Origin of the sequence: Streptomyces sp. NPDC046866 (genome assembly GCF_040704625.1) — a bacterium.
Lineage (GTDB): Bacteria > Actinomycetota > Actinomycetes > Streptomycetales > Streptomycetaceae > Streptomyces.
The window spans coordinates 73,914-91,209 of record NZ_JBEYXN010000014.1 but is presented as its reverse complement, the minus strand read 5'-3'; the positions used below and the strand labels follow the sequence as shown (position 1 = coordinate 91,209).

The 17,296-nt window shown below is 75.0% G+C and carries 15 protein-coding genes; 9 read left to right on the top strand and 6 right to left on the bottom strand.

Annotation, left to right across the window (positions count from 1 at the left end):
• Positions 1–36 precede the first annotated feature (36 nt).
• Positions 37–543, bottom strand: coding sequence for a hypothetical protein (locus tag AB0953_RS21075; RefSeq protein ID WP_366861117.1), 507 nt, complete (start codon positions 541–543; stop codon positions 37–39).
• Positions 544–590: 47 nt separating this feature from the next.
• On the bottom strand, positions 591–1,550 hold the full coding sequence (gene rsmH / locus AB0953_RS21070; RefSeq protein ID WP_366861030.1) for a 16S rRNA (cytosine(1402)-N(4))-methyltransferase RsmH: 960 nt from the start codon (positions 1,548–1,550) through the stop codon (positions 591–593).
• 311 nt (positions 1,551–1,861) lie between these two features.
• Here rsmH and AB0953_RS21065 point away from each other — a divergent pair, with 311 nt between their 5' ends.
• From AB0953_RS21065 to AB0953_RS21050, 4 genes are all read left to right on the top strand, one after another.
• Positions 1,862–2,413, top strand: coding sequence for a carbonic anhydrase (locus tag AB0953_RS21065; protein WP_366861029.1), 552 nt, complete (start codon positions 1,862–1,864; stop codon positions 2,411–2,413).
• 137 nt (positions 2,414–2,550) lie between these two features.
• Positions 2,551–3,561, top strand: a complete 1,011-nt coding sequence (locus tag AB0953_RS21060) for a MoxR family ATPase (RefSeq protein ID WP_366861028.1) — start codon at positions 2,551–2,553, stop codon at positions 3,559–3,561.
• The gene (locus tag AB0953_RS21055; protein ID WP_366861027.1) at positions 3,561–4,931 is read left to right on the top strand and encodes a DUF58 domain-containing protein; all 1,371 of its coding nucleotides are present in this window, start codon (positions 3,561–3,563) and stop codon (positions 4,929–4,931) included. The genes AB0953_RS21060 and AB0953_RS21055 overlap by 1 nt, the downstream gene beginning before the upstream one ends.
• Positions 4,928–7,393 (top strand): transglutaminaseTgpA domain-containing protein, encoded by a 2,466-nt coding sequence (locus AB0953_RS21050; protein WP_366861026.1) that lies wholly within the window; start codon positions 4,928–4,930, stop codon positions 7,391–7,393. Before AB0953_RS21055 ends, AB0953_RS21050 begins: the two co-directional genes overlap by 4 nt.
• A gap of 791 nt (positions 7,394–8,184) precedes the next feature.
• Here AB0953_RS21050 and AB0953_RS21045 read toward each other — a convergent pair.
• From AB0953_RS21045 to AB0953_RS21035, 3 genes are read right to left on the bottom strand one after another with little or no spacing between them, the layout of a single operon-like run.
• Positions 8,185–8,823 carry a TetR/AcrR family transcriptional regulator gene (locus AB0953_RS21045; protein ID WP_366861025.1) on the bottom strand — a complete coding sequence of 213 codons (639 nt, stop codon included), beginning with the start codon at positions 8,821–8,823 and terminating at the stop codon, positions 8,185–8,187.
• A gap of 41 nt (positions 8,824–8,864) precedes the next feature.
• Positions 8,865–10,955 (bottom strand): YhgE/Pip domain-containing protein, encoded by a 2,091-nt coding sequence (locus AB0953_RS21040; RefSeq protein WP_366861024.1) that lies wholly within the window; start codon positions 10,953–10,955, stop codon positions 8,865–8,867.
• Entirely contained in the window at positions 10,927–11,775 is an 849-nt protein-coding gene (locus AB0953_RS21035; RefSeq protein ID WP_366861023.1) for an ATP-binding cassette domain-containing protein, read from the bottom strand. Before AB0953_RS21035 ends, AB0953_RS21040 begins: the two co-directional genes overlap by 29 nt.
• A gap of 216 nt (positions 11,776–11,991) precedes the next feature.
• Here AB0953_RS21035 and AB0953_RS21030 point away from each other — a divergent pair, with 216 nt between their 5' ends.
• From AB0953_RS21030 to AB0953_RS21010, 5 genes are all read left to right on the top strand, one after another.
• Positions 11,992–12,474 carry an SAV_6107 family HEPN domain-containing protein gene (locus AB0953_RS21030; RefSeq protein WP_366861022.1) on the top strand — a complete coding sequence of 161 codons (483 nt, stop codon included), beginning with the start codon at positions 11,992–11,994 and terminating at the stop codon, positions 12,472–12,474.
• Between the two features lie 73 nt (positions 12,475–12,547).
• A complete protein-coding gene (locus tag AB0953_RS21025) occupies positions 12,548–13,306 on the top strand; it encodes a methyltransferase domain-containing protein (protein ID WP_366861021.1) in 759 nt (252 codons plus the stop codon).
• Positions 13,307–13,629: 323 nt separating this feature from the next.
• Entirely contained in the window at positions 13,630–14,031 is a 402-nt protein-coding gene (locus AB0953_RS21020) for a DUF3040 domain-containing protein (RefSeq protein WP_366861020.1), read from the top strand.
• Between the two features lie 144 nt (positions 14,032–14,175).
• A complete protein-coding gene (locus AB0953_RS21015) occupies positions 14,176–14,811 on the top strand; it encodes a DUF4126 domain-containing protein (protein ID WP_366861019.1) in 636 nt (211 codons plus the stop codon).
• Positions 14,812–14,841: 30 nt separating this feature from the next.
• Entirely contained in the window at positions 14,842–16,254 is a 1,413-nt protein-coding gene (locus AB0953_RS21010; protein WP_366861018.1) for an NAD(P)/FAD-dependent oxidoreductase, read from the top strand.
• Positions 16,255–16,321: 67 nt separating this feature from the next.
• On the opposite strand, the gene AB0953_RS21005 is transcribed toward AB0953_RS21010, so the two are convergent.
• Positions 16,322–17,263: a hypothetical protein gene (locus AB0953_RS21005; RefSeq protein WP_366861017.1), complete on the bottom strand. Its 942-nt coding sequence runs from the start codon at positions 17,261–17,263 to the stop codon at positions 16,322–16,324.
• Between the last annotated feature and the right edge of the window lie 33 nt (positions 17,264–17,296).

Below are 17,296 nucleotides of genomic sequence, written 5' to 3'. Positions count from 1 at the left end.
GCGGGGGCACGTCCCGCAGGGGTCCGCGTCACGACGTCACCTTCCGGGGGCCGGGCTGGGCAGAGGGGCTCCCCCGGGACCGCTGCGATCGGCGCCCGGGGCGTTCGCGGGCGGGGCCGCCGCCCCGGAGGGCGGCACGACGGCCGGCGGCCCGGCGGGACTGGGCAGGGCCGCCGGGGCGGAGGCCGACGCCGACGGCGACGGCGACGGCGCAGCCACCGGCGCCTCGGCCGCCACCGCACTGCCGGACACCTGCCCGTCGGGCCCGATGAACACGGGGGATCCGCCCGGCACCATCCCCAGCTCCTGCGCCCGCCGCTGCAGCGCATCCGGCTGCGAGTAGGCGTCCACGTCCCGCTGGAGCGCCTGCTCCTCGTCGGTGAGCGCGGTGGTCTCCTTCTTCAGCCTGGCCAGCTGGAAGGAGCCCTGGTTCAGTGCCGAGTTCAGCAGGAGCAGGCTGATCAGGCCGCCGGCGAGCAGCGCGACGACCAGCAGGACGAACGGCGTGCGCGCCGCCTGCCCGGACCCGGAGGCCCCGCGCAGCCGCCCGGGCCCTCCCGCACCGCCGCCCCCCGCGCCCCCGGCCCTGCTCACAGGTCCGCCTCCCGGATGCGCTCGACCCCGCGGAAGCGGGCCGGCGCGGCCCGCCGGTTCTCGGCGATCTCCTCCTCGGTGGGCAGTTCCGCCCCGCGCGTGAGGAGCTTGAGCTTGGGCTGGTACTTCTCGGGCACCACCGGCAGCCCGGGCGGCGCGGTGGAGGCGGCGCCCGCGGCGAAGACCTGCTTGACGAGGCGGTCCTCCAGCGAGTGGTACGACAGCACCGCGATCCGGCCGCCGACGGCGATCCGGTCCACGGCCGCCGGAATCGCCCGCTCCAGGACCGACAGCTCGCCGTTGACCTCGATCCGCAGCGCCTGGAAGGTCCGCTTGGCCGGGTTGCCGCCGGTGCGCTTGGCGGCCTGCGGCAGGGCCTCGCGGATCAGCTCGACCAGCCGCGCGCTGTGGTCGAACGGCTCCTTCTCGCGCTCCCGCACGATCGCCGAGACGATCCGCTTGGCCTGCTTCTCCTCGCCGTACTGGCGCAGGATCCGTACGAGCTCGCCCGCCGGGTAGGTGTTGAGCACCTCGGCGGCGCTGATGCCGGTCGTCTGGTCCATGCGCATGTCCAGCGGCGCGTCCTGCGCGTACGCGAACCCGCGGTCGGCCTCGTCGAGCTGCATGGAGGAGACGCCGAGGTCGAAGAGGATCCCCTGGACGGACGGGATGCCTAGGCGGTCCAGTACGGCGGGCAGCTCGTCGTAGACGGCGTGGACGAGGGTGGCGCGGTCGCCGAAGCGCGCGAGCCGCTCGCCGGAGAGCCGCAGGGCCTCCTTGTCGCGGTCGAGGCCGATCAGGCGGGCCTCGGGGAATCGGGTCAGCAGGGCCTCGCTGTGGCCTCCGAGGCCGAGGGTGCAGTCGACGACGACGGCTCCCGGCTCCTGGAGCGCCGGGGCCAACAGGTCCAGGCACCGCTGGAGCATGACCGGGACATGTCGGGACTCGCTGGTCAAAGCGCCCTCTCAGATAACGGCGCGGCCGGCGGACGCCGCGCCGCACACGCGGAGTGTTACCAAGAGGCCGGGCGGCCGGTGGGGCCGCGGCTCCGGCCGGTTCGCGTCACTTTAGTGCAACGGTCTCCGCGGTCAACGAACCGCCCCGCGTGCCGTGCCTCCGCCTCACCCGGAACCCCCGAAAGCCGCGAATCACCCGGTCGGCCGCCCCCTGCTCACCCGTGTGGGTTAGCTCACAACAAGGCAGGTTGACGTTCTTTGTCCATCCTCTCTCCATACCTTCACCAGCGGTGACCACTACCGTCGTAGGCATGACGACCTCCGCATCCCTCCCCGCAGAATCCCCCGCCGAAGGATCCGCAGGCCGATCCGTCACCGACCGGCTGGTGGCGTCGAACCGCCAGTACGCCGAGCAGTTCCGGGACCCGGGCATGGACGCCCGTCCCGTCCTGCAGGTGGCGGTCGTGGCCTGCATGGACGCCCGCCTGGACCTCCACGCCGCCCTCGGCCTCGAGCTCGGTGACTGCCACACCATCCGCAACGCAGGCGGCGTGGTCACCGACGACACCATCCGCTCGCTCACCATCAGCCAGCGGGCCCTGGGCACGCGCGCGGTGATACTGATCCACCACACCGGCTGCGGCCTCGAGAGCCTGACCGAGGACTTCCGGCACGAGCTGGAGGACGAGGTCGGCCAGCGCCCGTCCTGGGCCGTCGAGGCCTTCCGCGACGTGGACCAGGACGTCCGCCAGTCCATGCAGCGGGTCCGGACCAACCCCTTCCTGCCCCACCGCGACGATGTGCGAGGCTTCGTCTTCGACGTGCACACCGGACTCCTGCGGGAGATCGATCCCGCCTCGTGAGTGACACAAGGCCGTAGGGCCGTCAAGAATGCGGGATGGCGCCGCCCGGAAAACCTTCCGGGCCGGCGTCCGTGTTGGGGTGGGCCGGTCATGCGCCAAGGACGTCGGCCCTGCCGGAAAGGGCCGAGGAGTACCAGGTGACGACGTATGACGACAGAGCGAGCCTCGCGGATCTGACGAGCACGGCCGAGCGGGTGCGGCACTCCGTCGAGAGCGTGATCGAGGGCAAGCCCGAGGTCGTGCGCATCGCGCTCACCGTGCTGCTCGCCGAGGGGCACCTGCTGATCGAGGACGTCCCCGGCGTCGGCAAGACCATGCTCGCCAAGACCCTCGCCAAGTCGATCGACTGCTCCGTGCAGCGCATCCAGTTCACCCCGGACCTGCTGCCGTCCGACATCACCGGCGTCAGCATCTACGACCAGCAGCGCCGCGAGTTCGAGTTCAAGCCCGGTGCGATCTTCGCCCAGATCGTCATCGGCGACGAGATCAACCGCGCCTCCCCCAAGACCCAGTCCGCGCTGCTGGAGTCGATGGAGGAGCGCCAGGTCACCGTCGACGGCACGACCTACGCCCTGCCGAGCCCGTTCATGGTGGTCGCCACCCAGAACCCGGTGGAGATGGAGGGCACCTACCCGCTGCCCGAGGCGCAGCGCGACCGCTTCATGGCCCGCGTCTCCGTCGGCTACCCGAGCCCCGACGCCGAGCTGCAGATGCTCGACGTCCACGGCGGGCTCTCCCCGCTCGACGACCTGCAGGCCGTCGCCCACGCCCACGACGTCGTCAAGCTCATAGACGCCGTGCGCGAGGTGTACGTCGCCGAGCCGGTCCGGCGCTACGTCGTCGACCTGGTCTCCGCGACCCGCAGCCACCCCGACCTGCGCCTGGGCGCCTCGCCGCGCGCGACCCTGCACCTGCTGCGCGCCGTGAAGGCCTCCGCCGCCCTGTCCGGCCGCGACTACGTGCTGCCCGACGACGTCCAGCAGCTGGCCGGCCCGGTGCTCGCGCACCGCCTGCTGCCCACCGCGCAGGCCCAGCTGAACCGCCGCACCGCCGAGCAGGTCGTCCGCGACATCGTGCAGCGCACCCCCGTACCGTCCGCGCACTCCCGCGGCGAGGTGCCGCCCGGCGCGGGCATCCGGGGCTTCTGATGGGCGCCGGTGCCCCGGGCGCCGGCGGCGAGGACACCGGCGGCGGCTTCGGCGGGCTGCGCGCCTCGCTGGCGGGTCTGACCACCCGCGGCCGGTCCTTCCTGGCCGCCGGGACCGCCGCCGGGCTGTGCGCGTACGTCCTGGGCCAGGACGAGCTGCTGCAGGTCGGGCTGCTGCTCGCCGTGCTGCCGCTGGTCTGCGTCCTCGCCCTGCACCGCACCCGCCACCGGGTGGCGGGCAGCCGCCGGCTGAGCCCGGCGCGGGTGGCCGCCGGCTCCGAGGCCCGGGTGCAGCTGCGCCTCGACAACGTCTCGCGGGTGCCCACGGGGCTGCTGATGCTCCAGGACCGCGTGCCGTACGTGCTCGGGCCCCGGCCCCGCTTCGTCCTGGACCGGGTCGAGCCCGGCGGGCGCCGCGAGGTGTCCTACCGGGTCCGCTCCGACCTGCGCGGCCGCTATCCGCTGGGCCCGCTCCAGCTGCGGCTGACCGACCCGTTCGGGCTGGTCGAGCTGACCCGCTCGTTCAGCACCCACGACCTGCTGACCGTCGTCCCGCGCACCGAGGAGCTGGCGCCGGTCCGGCTGGCCGGCGAGACCTCCGGCTACGGCGACGGCAGCCGCCGCGCCCTGGCCCTGTCCGGCGACGACGACGTGATCCCGCGCACCTACCGGCGCGGCGACGACCTGCGCCGGGTGCACTGGCGCTCCACCGCCCGCTACGGCGAGCTCATGGTCCGCCGCGAGGAGCAGCCGCAGCGCAGCCGGGCCACCGTGCTGCTGGACACCCGGGAGGCGGCCTTCGAGGGCGCCGGCCCGGACTCCGCCTTCGAGTGGGCCGTGTCCGCGGCCGCCTCCACCCTGCTCCACCTGCTCGAGCAGGGGTTCTCCACCCGGCTGCTGACCGATGCGGGGACCGCGGTGCCCGGCGACGGCAGCGGCTTCTCCTCCGGCGGGCAGGACTCCGCCGAGGCCGCCGGGCTGATGATGGACACCCTCGCCGTCGTCGGGCACTCCGACGGCGCCGGCCTCGCGCGCGCGTACGACGCGCTGCGCAGCGGCGGCGCGGGCCCCGGCGGCGGCTTCGGCGAGACCGGCGGGGACGGGCTGCTCATCGCCTTCTTCGGGGACCTGGACGACGTACAGACGGAACTGGCGGCCAAGATGCGCGGGCGCAGCGGGGCCGCGGTGGCCTTCGTACTGGATGCGGCGGTGTGGGCCGGGCGGCCCACCGCGGTGGAGGAGCGGCTGCACCGGCTGCGCGCGGCGGGCTGGACGGCCCTGGCCGTGCCGCCCGGAGCCGCCTTCGGGGAGCTGTGGCGGCAGGCCGGCAACGCCCCGCTGGGCTCGGGTGCCACCGGGGGCCGGGCATGAGCGGGCGGGCGCGCGTCACGCTGTTCGCGGTCCTGGCGACGCTGCTGACCTCCTGGTCGCTGGCCTCGCTGGTGGAGTCCGCGGGCTGGCTGCTGCAGGCGGCCCTGCTGCTGGCCGTACAGAGCGGCGTCGGCGCGGCGGGGCGGCGGATCCCGCTCGCCCGGCCCCTGACCGTCGCCGCCCAGGTCGTGGTCTCGCTGCTGGTGCTCGCCCTGCTGTTCGCGGGGAAGGGCGAGTCCACCGGGGACGGGCCGATGGCCTACCTGGTGGGCGACTTCGCCGCCCTGTTCCGGCGGGGCGTGCAGGACGTCGCCGAGTTCGCGATCCCGGCCCCGCTGACCGACGGCATCCGGCTGCTCCTGCTGTCCGGCGTCCTGCTGGTCGGACTCGTGGTGGACCTGCTGGCGGTGACGCTGAGGACGGCCGCCGCGGCCGGGCTGCCGCTGCTCGCGCTGTACTCGGTGGCCGCCGGGCTGTCCGCCGGCACCGGGGCCGGGGGCGCCTGGTTCGCCTTCCTGCTGGCCGGCGGAGGCTACCTGTTGCTGCTGCTGGCCGAGGGCCGCGACCGGCTGGCCCAGTGGGGCCGGGTCTTCGGCGGGGCGCCGCCCGGGCGGGTCTCGGCGTCCTCCGGGTACGGGGGCGGCGGCTCCGGCCAGGCGACCGCTCCCGTACGCACCGGGCGGCGCATCGGCGCGGTCGCGCTCGGCATCGCCCTCGTGGTGCCCGCGGCCCTGCCCCCGCTCGGCGGCGGGCTGCTGGCCGGGCGCGGCGAGGCCGCCGGCGGCGGCAGCGGGACCGGCGGGACGATCTCGGCGGTGAACCCGCTGGTCTCCCTCCAGGGCAGCCTGAACGCGCAGGACAACCGGGTGGTGCTGAAGTACCGCACGGACAGCCCGCAGCTCGGCGAGCAGTACCTGCGGATCCTGGCGCTGGACGAGTTCAACGGCGTCAAGTGGGAGGCCTCCGGGCGCGCCCTGACCGACGTGCCGGAGCAGCTGCCGGCGCCGCCGGGTCTGAGCGCGCAGGTCCGGCAAAGCGCCACCGAGGTGCGCACCAACATCTCGGCGGCCGACAGCTACGCGCAGCGCTACCTGCCGATGCCGTACCCGGCGACCGGCGTGGACATCCCCGGCAAGTGGCGGTTCGAGCCGGCCGGGCGGACCCTCGTCGGCGACCAGATCGGCAAGGACCGCTTCCAGAACGTCCAGGGCGCGGTGTACACGGTGCGCAGCCTGCTGCTGCGCCCGACGGCCGCCCAGCTCCAGGCGGCGCCCCCGGCGCGGCAGGAGGTCCGGGACGAGTACACGAAGCTGCCGGACAACCTGCCGCCGGTCGTCGCGGAGACGGCCCGCCAGGTGACGAAGGGCGCGAAGGACGACTACACGCGCGCGGTGCGGCTGCAGGACTGGTTCGCGGTCGGCGGCGGCTTCCGCTACGACACGAAGGTGGCCTCGGGCACGGGACCGCAGGCGATCGCCCGGTTCCTCGCCGACAAGGAGGGCTTCTGCGTCCACTTCGCGTTCTCGATGGCGGCGATGTCGCGCTCGCTCGGGATCCCGGCGCGGGTGGCGGTCGGCTTCACGCCGGGCGAGAAGCAGTCGGACGGCACGGTCGACGTGAGCATGCGGGACGCGCACGCCTGGCCGGAGCTGTACTTCGAGGGTGTGGGCTGGACCCGGTTCGAGCCGACGCCCCGCCAGGGCATCACGCGGCCGGACTACTCGCGCACCGAGCGGCCCGCGGCGCAGCCCTCCGCGCCGGCTCCGCTGCCGTCGCAGAGCTCGGCGGCGCCCTCCGCGGCACCGTCGAAGGCCGACGACTGCCCGCCGGAGCTGGCCCGCCTGGGCGAGTGCGGGACGAAGAACCCCCGGTCGAGCGCCGGAGCCGCCGACGACGGTGTGTCCGTCGGGGCGGTCCTCGCCTGGACGGGCGGCGTGCTGGCCCTGCTGGCGCTGCCGCTGCTGCCGCTGCTGTGGCGCTCGCGGCTCCGCTCCCGGCGCCTGGCGGCGGGCGCCGTCCTGCCGGCCTGGGAGGAGCTGGGCGACGCCGCCTGGGACGTGGGCCTCGCCCCCGACGGGGCGCTGTCCCCGCGGCGGGCCGCCGACCGGCTGGTGCTCCTCGGGCGGCTGGAGGAGGACGCCGCGGCTGCGGTGCACCGGGTCGCCGGTGCGGTGGAGCGGGTGCTGTACGCCCGGCCGGACGCCGCCGGGGAGGCGGCGTACGAGGGCCTGGCCGCCGACGTGCTGCTGGCCCGGGCGGCATTGCTGGCCGGCGCCGGCCGGGCCGGCCGCCTGCGCGCGCTGCTGCTGCCGCGGTCCGGGGTCCGGGTGCGGCGTGCGGCGGCGGCCCGCTGGTCGGCTGCCGCGGCGGCGGTGCGCGGGCGGGCGGCCGCGCTGGGTGCGCGGCTGCGGCCACTGGGCCAGAAGCTCCGGCCGAAGCTGCCACTGAAGAACCGCGGCTGACCACCCCGTCCGGCCCGCCGTCGCTTGACGCGCGGGGCCGGCCCATCGAGCCCCGCCGACGTGGCCTTTGAGGCACAGCACCCGCCCAACCAGCCCCGCCGGCGCTTGAGGCCCGGGGCCCGCCCCATCCAACCCCGCGGCGCTTGACGCGCGGAGGCCCACCCAACCCAGCCCGCCGGCGTTTGAGGCCCAGGGCCCGCCCATCCAACCCCGCCGGCGTTCGAGGCGCGAGGCCTGCCCCATACAGCCCCGCCGGCGTTTGAGGCGCGGGGTCTGGGGCGGAGCCCCAGGCGCGGGGCGCAGCCCCGCAGCGGGGGCCGGGGCCGCAGGCCCCGGTTTCGGGAAGGGGCGGGGAGGGGACAGGCCGCGCGCAGCGCCCACCCAGCCGCACCGCGCAGCCGGGCCGGGCCGCAGGGCCGGGGCCGAGCCGCAGGGCCGGGCCGCAGGGGCCGGATGGGAAAACGGCGGCGCGGCGAGGCTCGATCCCCCCGAGCCCCGCCGCGCCGGCGTTCCTGCATCACCGGGCCCCCCGGGTCCCCTGACCCCGTCCCGGTCGCGGCGCAGGCACCCGGTCCGCACCGGCCGCCCCGTGTCGGCGGTCCGGACCGGGTTCCCGTCCGTTGCCCCCAGTCTGGCGTCCGCGCAGGTGGGAGCCCATCCGCGCGGGTACTCATCCGGTGCCTGGGTACGCGTACTCATACTCGGGCCGGGCGGCGGGCCGGAAGCGGGCCCCACCAGTTGTACGCGCGCCCCGCGCCCCGCGGCACCGCCGATCGGGGGTCACCCACCCGTCAGCCGTTGCCGCTGACCCGTCCGCGCAGCAGCAGCGACAGCGCCGAGTGCACGTCGTCCAGCGAGCGCTCGCTCTGGAAGGACTGCCAGTCCAGGGCGGCCACCAGGACCATCCCCACCAGCGCCGCAGCAGTCAGCGGCACGTCGATCTCCGCGCTCAGCTCGCCGCGCTCCACGCCCTCGCGCAGCACGGTCTCCACGACGGCCACGGCCTCCTGACGAACCACCATGAGCGTGGACTGCCAGGTCCTGTTGGTCCGCCACAGCTCGGCGACGTACAGCTGCGTGAAGGCGGGGTAGCGGTCGATGAAGACCAGGCCCGCGCGGATCATCGCGTCGAGGGCCTCGACCCGGCTGCCGCCGCGCGCCTCGGTGGACTCCGCCGCCGCCCGCAGGGAGGCGGTGAGGAGGCCGACTCCGTGCCGCAGCAGCTCCTCGAAGAGCTCGTTCTTGCTCGCGAAGTTGTAGTAGACGGTGCCCTTCGCGACGCCCGCCCGCTCGGCGATCTCGTCGACCGTGGTGGCGGAGAAGCCCTGCTCGGCGATGAGCGTGACGGCTGCTTCGTAGAGCTTCTGGCGCGTCGCCTGCCGGCGGCCGCCGACGGCGCTCGTGCCGGCGCTGGTGCTGCTGCTTTCCATGGCGCTGATTCTCACAGGTGAACCGATCTGTCCGGGCCCGGTCACAGGCTCAGTTCGGGGTGGAGCCGGTCCATCGTCCACACCTGCTTGCCACGGGCGGCGAGCGCGGTCAGGGCGAGGGCGCCCGCGGTGAAGGCCGCCAGCACGGCGCAGCCCTGCCAGACCGGGGCCAGGTCGCCGCCGGTGATGAGGCGGCGCAGGCCCTCGACGATGTACGACATCGGCAGGTACGGGTGGATGGCGTTGAAGAAGCCGGGGCTGGTCTCCACGGGGTAGGTGCCGCCCGCCGAGGTGAGCTGGAGCATCAGGACGGCCAGGACCAGGATCCGGCCCGCGGCTCCGAACTTGGCGTTCAGCCACTGCACGATCGCAGCGAAGCAGCCGGTGACCAGGACCAGGAAGCCGATGGTCAGCGCCGGGCGGGCCATCTGCAGGCCGAGGCCCCAGTGCAGGACGGACATCAGGGCGCCCACCTGCAGCGACCCGAGCCCGGCGACGGGCAGCCAGCCGGCGAGGGCGATCCGCCAGGGCGAGGCGCCGGCGGCCAGGGCGCGCTTGTTCATCGGCGCGATCAGCATGTACGCGACCATCGCGCCGACCCAGAGGGACAGCGGGATGAAGTACGGGGCGAAGCCGGTGCCGTAGTTGGGCGCCTTGTGCAGGGACTGGTTGGCGAGCTTGACCGGGTCGGCCATGACCTGGGTGCGGGCGTCGCGCTGCTGCTGGTCGTAGTCCGGGATCTTGTCGACGCCCTGGTGCAGGCCGTCGGCGAGGGCGCCGTTGCCGTCGACGAGCTTGTAGAGGCCGCCGTCGAGGCTGTGGGCGCCGTCGCCGATCTTGGCGACGCCCCGGCCGATGGCGGCGGAGCCGTCGCCGGCCGAGCCGATGCCCGCGTGCAGCTTGGTCAGGCCCGCGGCGACCTTGTGGGCGCCGGAGTTGAGGGCGTTGGCCTTGGCCACGGCCGATTCGAGGTCCGTGGACAGGCCCGGGGCCGCGGAGGCGAGCTGGCGGGCCTGCTTCTCCAGGTCGGCGAGCTGCTTCTTCAGCGTGGCCAGGTCCCCGTTCGAGTCCTTGGCCAGGGCGTCGACGTCGCCGCTGAGCTCGGCGGCCTCGGCGGTGGCGTCCTTGATCTTCTTGAAGTCGGCGCAGGCCGCCGGGGAGGTCTTGGCCGCCGCGGCGCCGGTGCAGTTGCGGGTATAGGCGTCGGCGGCGAGGTTCGCGGCCGTCCTGGTGAGCTTGGCCGCCTGCGGGGCGCGCTTGGCAATGGTGTCGAGGTGCTTGCCGACGACCTGGGCGGTGTCCGCGACGAGCTCGGCGGTGTCCGCCACCTGCTGGGGGTTCTTCAGGTACGGGCGGGCCTTGTCGGCGGCGCCGTTGACCTTGTCGGCGACGGCCTGGGTGCCGGCGGCGACGGCGTTCGCGCCGGTCTCCAGCTGGTCCGCGCCGTCGTTGAGCGTCTGCAGCCCGCCGGTGAGCTCGCCGTTCTTCTCCACAGCGGTGTCCAGGGCATCGGCGATCTTCTTGGCGCCCTCCTGGGCGTCGCTCGCGCCGTTCTTGAGCTTGTCGGCGCCGTCGGCGGCCTCGGCGGTCTTGTCGTGAAGGTCGGAGAAGGAGACGAAGATCTTGTCGAGGAACTTGCGGGAGGCGTTGGTGGACGCCGCCGAGCGGACCTCGGAGAAGACGGTGCGGGAGATCGAGCCGACGATGTAGTTGTTCGCGTCGTTGGTGCGGACCTGGAGGGCGCCGGTGGTCGGGTCGGCGCCGGAGCTGGAGGCGATCCGCTCGCTGAAGTCGGCCGGCATGGTCAGGGAGAGGTAGTACGTCCCGTTCTCCAGGCCCTTGGCCGCTTCCTCGGCGCTCACCTCGTGCCAGTCGAAGGTCTTGCTGGAGTGCAGCTTCTTGGTGATCTCGGCGCCGGCGTCGAGGCGGTTGCCCTCGACGGTGGCGCCCTTGTCGGCGTTGACGAGCGCGACGGGCACCTTGTCGAGGCGGCTGTACGGGTCCCAGAAGGACCACAGGTAGAGGGCTCCGTAGAGCAGCGGCAGCAGGAGCAGCGCGACGAGGGCGGCCCGGGGCAGCTTCCCCCGCCCGAACCGCTTCAGCTCAAGCGCGGCCAGCTTCGGCGAGCGCATCGTCCGTCCCCTTCTCGTCGTCGGTGGCGTCTTCGGTGCTGTCGTCGGCGTCGGTGTCGGCGCCGGGGCTGTCGTCCGTCTCGTCGGCCGCGCCCTTGGCCCCGCCCGCCTTCCCGTCCCCGGGTGCGGCGTCCGTGCGGACGACCGTCACGTCCTCGGGGGCCTGGCTGCACACCGCGAGGACGGTGGTGCCCGCCGCCGCGATCGAGCGGAGCAGGTCCCAGGCCTCGGCGCGTTCGGCGTCCGAGAGCTTCAGGTCCAGGTCGTCCAGGGCCAGCAGGCGCGGGGAGCCCAGCAGGGCGATGGCCACGGACAGCCGGACCGCCTCCAGGCGGTCGAGGTCGCGGACGGAGGTGCGGGGTCCCTTGGGGAGGGTGTCCAGGTCCAGGCCCGCGGCGGCCAGGGCGGCGTCGATCCGGGCCTGGGTGGCGGTGCGGCGCTCGCCGCGCGGGCGCAGCAGGGCGCGGACGGGGCCCTCGTAGCGGCGCTGGAGCAGCGCGCCCTCGCGCAGCTGCTCGGCGACGGTCAGGGCCTGGTCGAGCTCGTTGACCCCGCAGACCGGGCCGAGGCCCGCGATCCGGCGGACCGCGGCCATCCGCTTCGGCAGGCGGTGCCCGGCGACCGCGGCGCGGCCCTCGGTGGGCTTCATGCGCCCGGTGAGGGCGAGGAGCAGGCAGGTCCGGCCGCTGCCGGAGGGGCCTTCGACGGCGATGAGCGAGCCGGGCGCGGCATCGATGTCCACGCCCCGGAACACCCAGCCGCGCGGGCCCTTCAGTCCGAAGTCCTCGGCCGTGACGGCCGCGCCGTGCGGGCTGTCCACGCGCCCCCCTTTCTTTTGAACTGACCGGTCAGTTCAAAACCTAGCACCCGGGGCCGCCGTGCGCGCGACGGGGGCCGCGCCGCCCCGCACGCCACCCGGCCCGACCGGCAAAACCGCAGGTAGGAGCGATTGTCAGTGGCGCACGTCACGATGGTCCGCGAGGCATGGAACACCGCGCCCCACGACTGAGCAGTACGCAACGACAGGAGGTTCGTCATGGCCACACCGTCCCCGTCCCCTGTCCACCCCGTCCCGCGCCGGTCGGCCGCACCGCCGGCCGCGCTCGACCTGCTCGCCAAGGCCCGCGCCGGCCTGGCCGAGGCCGCCCTGCTGCCCCGGCCCAACGAGCGCTACGCCACGGCGCACCTCGCCGCCCTGCGCGTCGCCGCCGCCGTGCTCGCCGCGCGGGGGCGCCCCGAGCCGGCGCACCCGCGGCGGCGGCCCCGCATCCGCAGCGCCTGGGAGGTGCTTCCGGAGCTCGCGCCGGAACTGGCCGAGTGGAGCTCCCTGTTCGCCTCGGGCGCCGAGCGCCGGGCCCGGGCCGAGGCCGGCATACGCGACGCGGCGAGCGCGGAGGACGCGGACTACCTCGTGCGCGCCGCGGCGGTGTTCCTCCGGCTGGTGGAGCGGATGCTCGCGCTCCAGCCGGTGGCGCAGCCCCTGCCCCAACCCCGCGCGGAGCGCCCGGACGCGGGATGAGCTGCACGGCTGTCGGAGGCAATAGGGTGGGGCACGCATCGCCCACTCTCAGCGCGCCGAGGAGCCATCAGCCGTGTCGGACACTTCCCGCCCCCGTGCCTCCCTCCGCACCGCCGTGGTGTGGGAGCTCCTCAAGGAGGCACTCGACCGCCGGGTGAAGGCGACCGGGCGGGACGTGCTGGACGTACTGGACACCGGCGGCGGCACGGGCAGGTTCGCCGTGCCGCTCGCGCGCCTGGGCCACCGGGTCACCGTGGTCGACCCCAGCCCCAACGCCCTGTTCGGGCTGGAGCGCCGGGTCGCCGAGGCCGGCGTCGCCGACCTGGTCCGCGGGGTGCAGGGCGATGCCCAGGGACTGCTCGACGTCGTCGACCGGGAGGCGTACGACATCGTGCTCTGCCACGGCGTGCTGGAGTACGTGGACGACCCGGCCGAGGGTGCGGCCAACGCCGTGGCGGCGCTGCGCCCCGGCGGCACGCTCAGCCTGCTGGCGGCGGGCCTGGGCGGAGCGGTGCTGGCCCGCGCCCTGGCCGGCCACTTCACCGAGGCCCGCGCGGCGCTCACCGACCCGGCCGGCCGCTGGGGCGAGGGCGACCCGGTCCCGCGGCGGTTCACCGCCGAGCAGCTCACCGAGCTGGTCGCCGGGACCGGCCTGGAGGTCGGTGCGGTGCACGGCGTCCGCGTCTTCGCCGACCTCGTCCCGGGCGTCCTGGTGGACACCGAACCGGGGGCCGGCGAGGCCCTGCTGCGCCTGGAGGAGGCCGCCGCCGAGCTGCCCGCCTTCCACGCGATCGCCACCCAGCTGCACGTCCTGGGCGAGAAGCACGCCTGAGCCGCGCCCGATCGGCGCCCGCCCCTCCTGCGGGTGGAGTCGCTCCGGTCCCGGCGGACAGCCTCCGCCGCGGAGTTCTCCGCCGTATGATCGGAACTGCCACCGGCATGGCCGACGGATCAGTGGGGAATAAGCGCCTCAGTGACCGCGCCTGGCGGCGGTACGGTTTTGCTCAGTGCTTTTTGATTGTGGGGCAGCGCCCTTCCCGGCAGCGCATTTCCAACCTGGCGTGGAGGGCGGGTATCACGGGGGCGATTCCCCGCCTATCCTGAAGGGGACCCCTGGTCGCTACCCCCCGCGACCGACGGATGAGGAGGACTCCCGTGCCGCTCTCGGAGCACGAGCAGCGAATGCTCGAGCAGATGGAGCGAGCGCTGTACGCCGAAGATCCCAAGTTCGCGACAGCGCTTGAGGGAAGCGGACTGCGTACGTACACCCGGCGACGGGTCTACCAGGCAGTCGCAGGCATTGTGGTGGGTATCGCGCTCCTCATGACCGGTGTGATCGTCCCGAACGTACTCTGGGTCAGCGTGGTGGGTTTCCTCGTCATGCTGGGCTGTACGGTCCTCGTGGTCACCGGTTGGCGCAAGGCGCCCAAGCCTGGCGAGCACCCCGTCTCCGGCATGGCAGGCGGTGCGGCCCACGGCCGCAACCGGCAGCGGCGGTCGATGATGACCCGCATCGAGGAGCGGTGGCAGCGCCGCCGCGACGAGCAGGGGCAGTAGGCCCCCGACAGACACGGGTGAGGGGGCGGCTGCCGCACGGCGGCCGCCCCCTCACTGCACCGCCCCTCCCTGCACTGCCCCCGCCCGCCGTTCGGTTCTCCCGGAGTGCCTGCCGGACGGGCCGCGCTGCGGCATGATGGCGGCGTGAGTGTGCTTCCCCTGGTCTTCACCAGCGGCTGGGCCAGCGGGATCAACGCCTACGCCGTGGTCCTCCTGCTCGGCGTCTTCGGCGCGACCGGGCTGACCGACGAGGTCCCCGCCTCCCTCCAGCGCACCGACGTGCTCGTCGTGGCAGGGGTGCTCTTCCTCTGCGAGGCCGTCGCCGACAAGATCCCCTACGTGGACTCCGCCTGGGACTCGGTCCACACCGTGATCCGGCCCGTCGCCGGAGCCGTCGTCGGCGCCCTGCTGGCCGGGCAGAGCGGCTCGCTCCCCGACCTCGCCGCCGGGGCGATCGGCGGATCGACCGCCCTGGCCAGCCATGCCGTCAAGGCCGGCACCCGCATGGCCGTCAACACCTCGCCCGAGCCGTTCAGCAACATCGCCCTCAGCACCGCCGAGGACCTCGGCGTCGCAGGGATCGTCACCTTCGCCCTGTTCCACCCCGGCGCCGCCGCGATCATCGCCGCCGTGCTGCTGGCGGCCGGCCTCGCGGTCCTGGTCTTCGTGTGGACCCGGATCCGCCTCTTCCGACGCCGCCGGGCCCAGCGCCGCGAGGAGAAACGCCTCGCCGCCGGGGCCCGCGCGGGCGCCGGCCCGGCCGCGGGCCCGCCCGGCTGACCCCTGCCGCCGCTCGATAGGGTCTGCCGCATGGCACGAATTGCGGTGATCGGCGCCGGCATGGGCGCAATGGCCACGGCGGCCCGGCTGGCCGTGGCGGGGCACCAGGTGACGGTGTACGAGCAGGGTCCGACGTACGGCGGCGCGGTCGGCCGGTACGAGCGCGACGGCTTCGTCTTCGACACGGGACCGGGACTGCTGCACCTGCCCGCCGTCTACCGCGACCTGTTCGTCAAGACCGGCAAACGGCCCCTGGAGGACTGCGTCGACCTCGTCCAGGCCGACCCGGCCGTCCGGCACGTCCTCCCCGACGGCACCGCGGTCACCCTCCCGGGCACCTCCCGGGGCGGCGCCGCCGCCGCCCTCGACCGGGCCTTCGGCGCCGGCTCCGGCGACCGCTGGAACGAGGTGCTGAACCGGGCCCGCGACGCCTGGGACGCCACCCGCCGCCCCCTGCTGGAGGAGCCGCTGCGGCCCGACTGGCAGGTTCTCGGCCGCGACCCGTACCCGGCCGTGCGCCGGAGCGGCCTGCTGCGCCGCCGCCCACCGACCCTCGCCGAGATCGCCGGGCGCGAACTGGGCGGGCCGCTCGGCGAACTGCTGGCCGCCCGCGTCGAGGCGTACGGGATCGACCCGGCCGGCGCCCCCGCCGCCGCGGCCGTGCTGCCGTACATGGAGCAGACCTTCGGCAGCTGGTACGTGCGCGGCGGGATGCGGGCCCTGGCCACCGCCGTGTACGAGCGCTGCCTGGAGCGGAAGGTCTCCTTCTCCTTCGACACCCCGGTACGGGGGGTGCTCGAGCGCGGGGGCCGGGCGGCCGGGCTGGTGCTCGCCGACGGCACCGAGGCCGAGGCGGACCACGTCGTCTGCGCGGCCGACCCCCGGCGGCTCGGAGTCCCGCTCCCGCCGGACGGCGTGCCGGCGCGCGGAACCGGTGTGCGCAGCCGGTGCACCCTGCTGCTCGCCCTGCGCGGCGCCCGCCCCGAGGACGCCGTCCACCGCACCCTCGTCCACTCCCCCGGCGGGCTCCTCACCGTCCTGCGGCCCGACGACCCGGGCACCCGCCCCGACGCCGCACACGAGGCGCTGACGGTGAGCCTGGCGTGCGGGCCCGAGGGGCCGGCCCCGGACCGGGTCGACGGGCTGCTGGACCTGGCCGCACGGGCCGTGCCGGAGCTGCGCGAGCGGCTGCTGTGGTGCGAGGTGCGCACCCCGGCCGACATCGAGGCGGCCACCGGCGCGGCGGGCGGCGCGGTGCCCCCGCCGGCGCTCGCCGGAGCCGGCGGCCGGCTGCTCTACCCGGGCAACTCCACCGCCCTGCCCGGGCTCTACCTCGCGGGCGGCTGGGCCCACCCCGGCGGCGGGCTCGCCCACGCCGGGATGACCGGGGCGCTGGTGGCCGGACTGATCGTGGAGGGCGCGGGCTTCCGCGGCTCGCAGTGACGCGCCGCAGCCCCTGCCCGCGGTGCTTGCGGGCAGGGGCTGCGGCGGCCGGTGCGGGAGCCGGGGCTCAGTAGCGGTACTGCTCGTACTCGCCGGTGCCCTGGTAGGGGTACTGCTGGGGCTGCTGCGGCTGCTGGGGGTAGGCGCCGCTCTGGTCGTCCCCGGGGTAGGGCTGGGCGACGTCCCGCTGCTGCGGCACCCACACCCCGCCGGGCGGGGTGTCCATGGAGTACTGCTCCTGCGCGGCCGCGCCCGCCGCGGCGTACGGGTCGCCTGCGTACGGGGTGTAGTCGTACGGCTGCTGCGGGATGACACCGCCGCCGGTGCCGATGTACGGGTCCGAGTAGGCGGCGTAGACCTGCTGGTCGCCGCCGGTCGCGTAGCCGCCGGAGTAGTCGTAGCCGCCGCCCGGGGTGTTCGGGTCCTGGTAGGCGGCGTATCCGTGGGCGTCCTGCTCGGCCGTGGTGAACGGCGAGGCGAAGGGGGCCGTCTGCGCCGCGTCGGCGGCGGGCGCGAAACTCTGTATCCCGTAGGTGCCGGTCTCGTCGGGCAGCGGCTCCGGGCGGTAGACCTCGGCCGCGTCGTCGTCCGCCGCGTCCGCGTCCGCGGCGGCGCCGTCGCCGTACTCCAGCGCGGTCACCTCGAGCGAGGGCTCGGGGCGCGGGCCGCCCGCCCGGCGGCGGCGCGACCCGCTGCCGGCCTGGTCCTTGGCGGCGGAACCCTTCCTGCCCGCCTTGCCCTTGCCCTTGCCCTTGCCGCGGCGGATCGCCCAGCCGGCCTCGAAGCCCTTGCGGAAGGAGAGCGTCACCAGCGTCTGCCCCACGGCGAAGGCTGCCGCGCCGACCGCGATGACCAGCACCGACGGCAACACCACTCCGGCGACCACGCCGAGGAACCCGGCGAACGCGAGCAGCCGCCAGCGCAGCCGGGCCTTGTACTGCATCAGGACCTCGGCAAGCAGCCACAGCGCGACGAAGCCGAACGCGATGTAGAGGACCGTCATTCCCATGCGTGGCACCCCTCGGTACGGCCGCCCGCGGGA

What these genes read in the sequence shown, in the direction of transcription:
- AB0953_RS21065 (WP_366861029.1), top strand. Translation starts at nt 1,862, where the DNA reads ATGACGACCTCCGCATCCCTCCCCGCAGAATCCCCCGCCGAAGGATCC.
- AB0953_RS21055 (WP_366861027.1), top strand. Translation starts at nt 3,561, where the DNA reads ATGGGCGCCGGTGCCCCGGGCGCCGGCGGCGAGGACACCGGCGGCGGC.
- AB0953_RS21050 (WP_366861026.1), top strand. Translation starts at nt 4,928, where the DNA reads ATGAGCGGGCGGGCGCGCGTCACGCTGTTCGCGGTCCTGGCGACGCTG.
- AB0953_RS21045 (WP_366861025.1), bottom strand. Translation starts at nt 8,823, where the DNA reads ATGGAAAGCAGCAGCACCAGCGCCGGCACGAGCGCCGTCGGCGGCCGC.
- AB0953_RS21040 (WP_366861024.1), bottom strand. Translation starts at nt 10,955, where the DNA reads ATGCGCTCGCCGAAGCTGGCCGCGCTTGAGCTGAAGCGGTTCGGGCGG.
- AB0953_RS21030 (WP_366861022.1), top strand. Translation starts at nt 11,992, where the DNA reads ATGGCCACACCGTCCCCGTCCCCTGTCCACCCCGTCCCGCGCCGGTCG.
- AB0953_RS21010 (WP_366861018.1), top strand. Translation starts at nt 14,842, where the DNA reads ATGGCACGAATTGCGGTGATCGGCGCCGGCATGGGCGCAATGGCCACG.
- AB0953_RS21005 (WP_366861017.1), bottom strand. Translation starts at nt 17,263, where the DNA reads ATGGGAATGACGGTCCTCTACATCGCGTTCGGCTTCGTCGCGCTGTGG.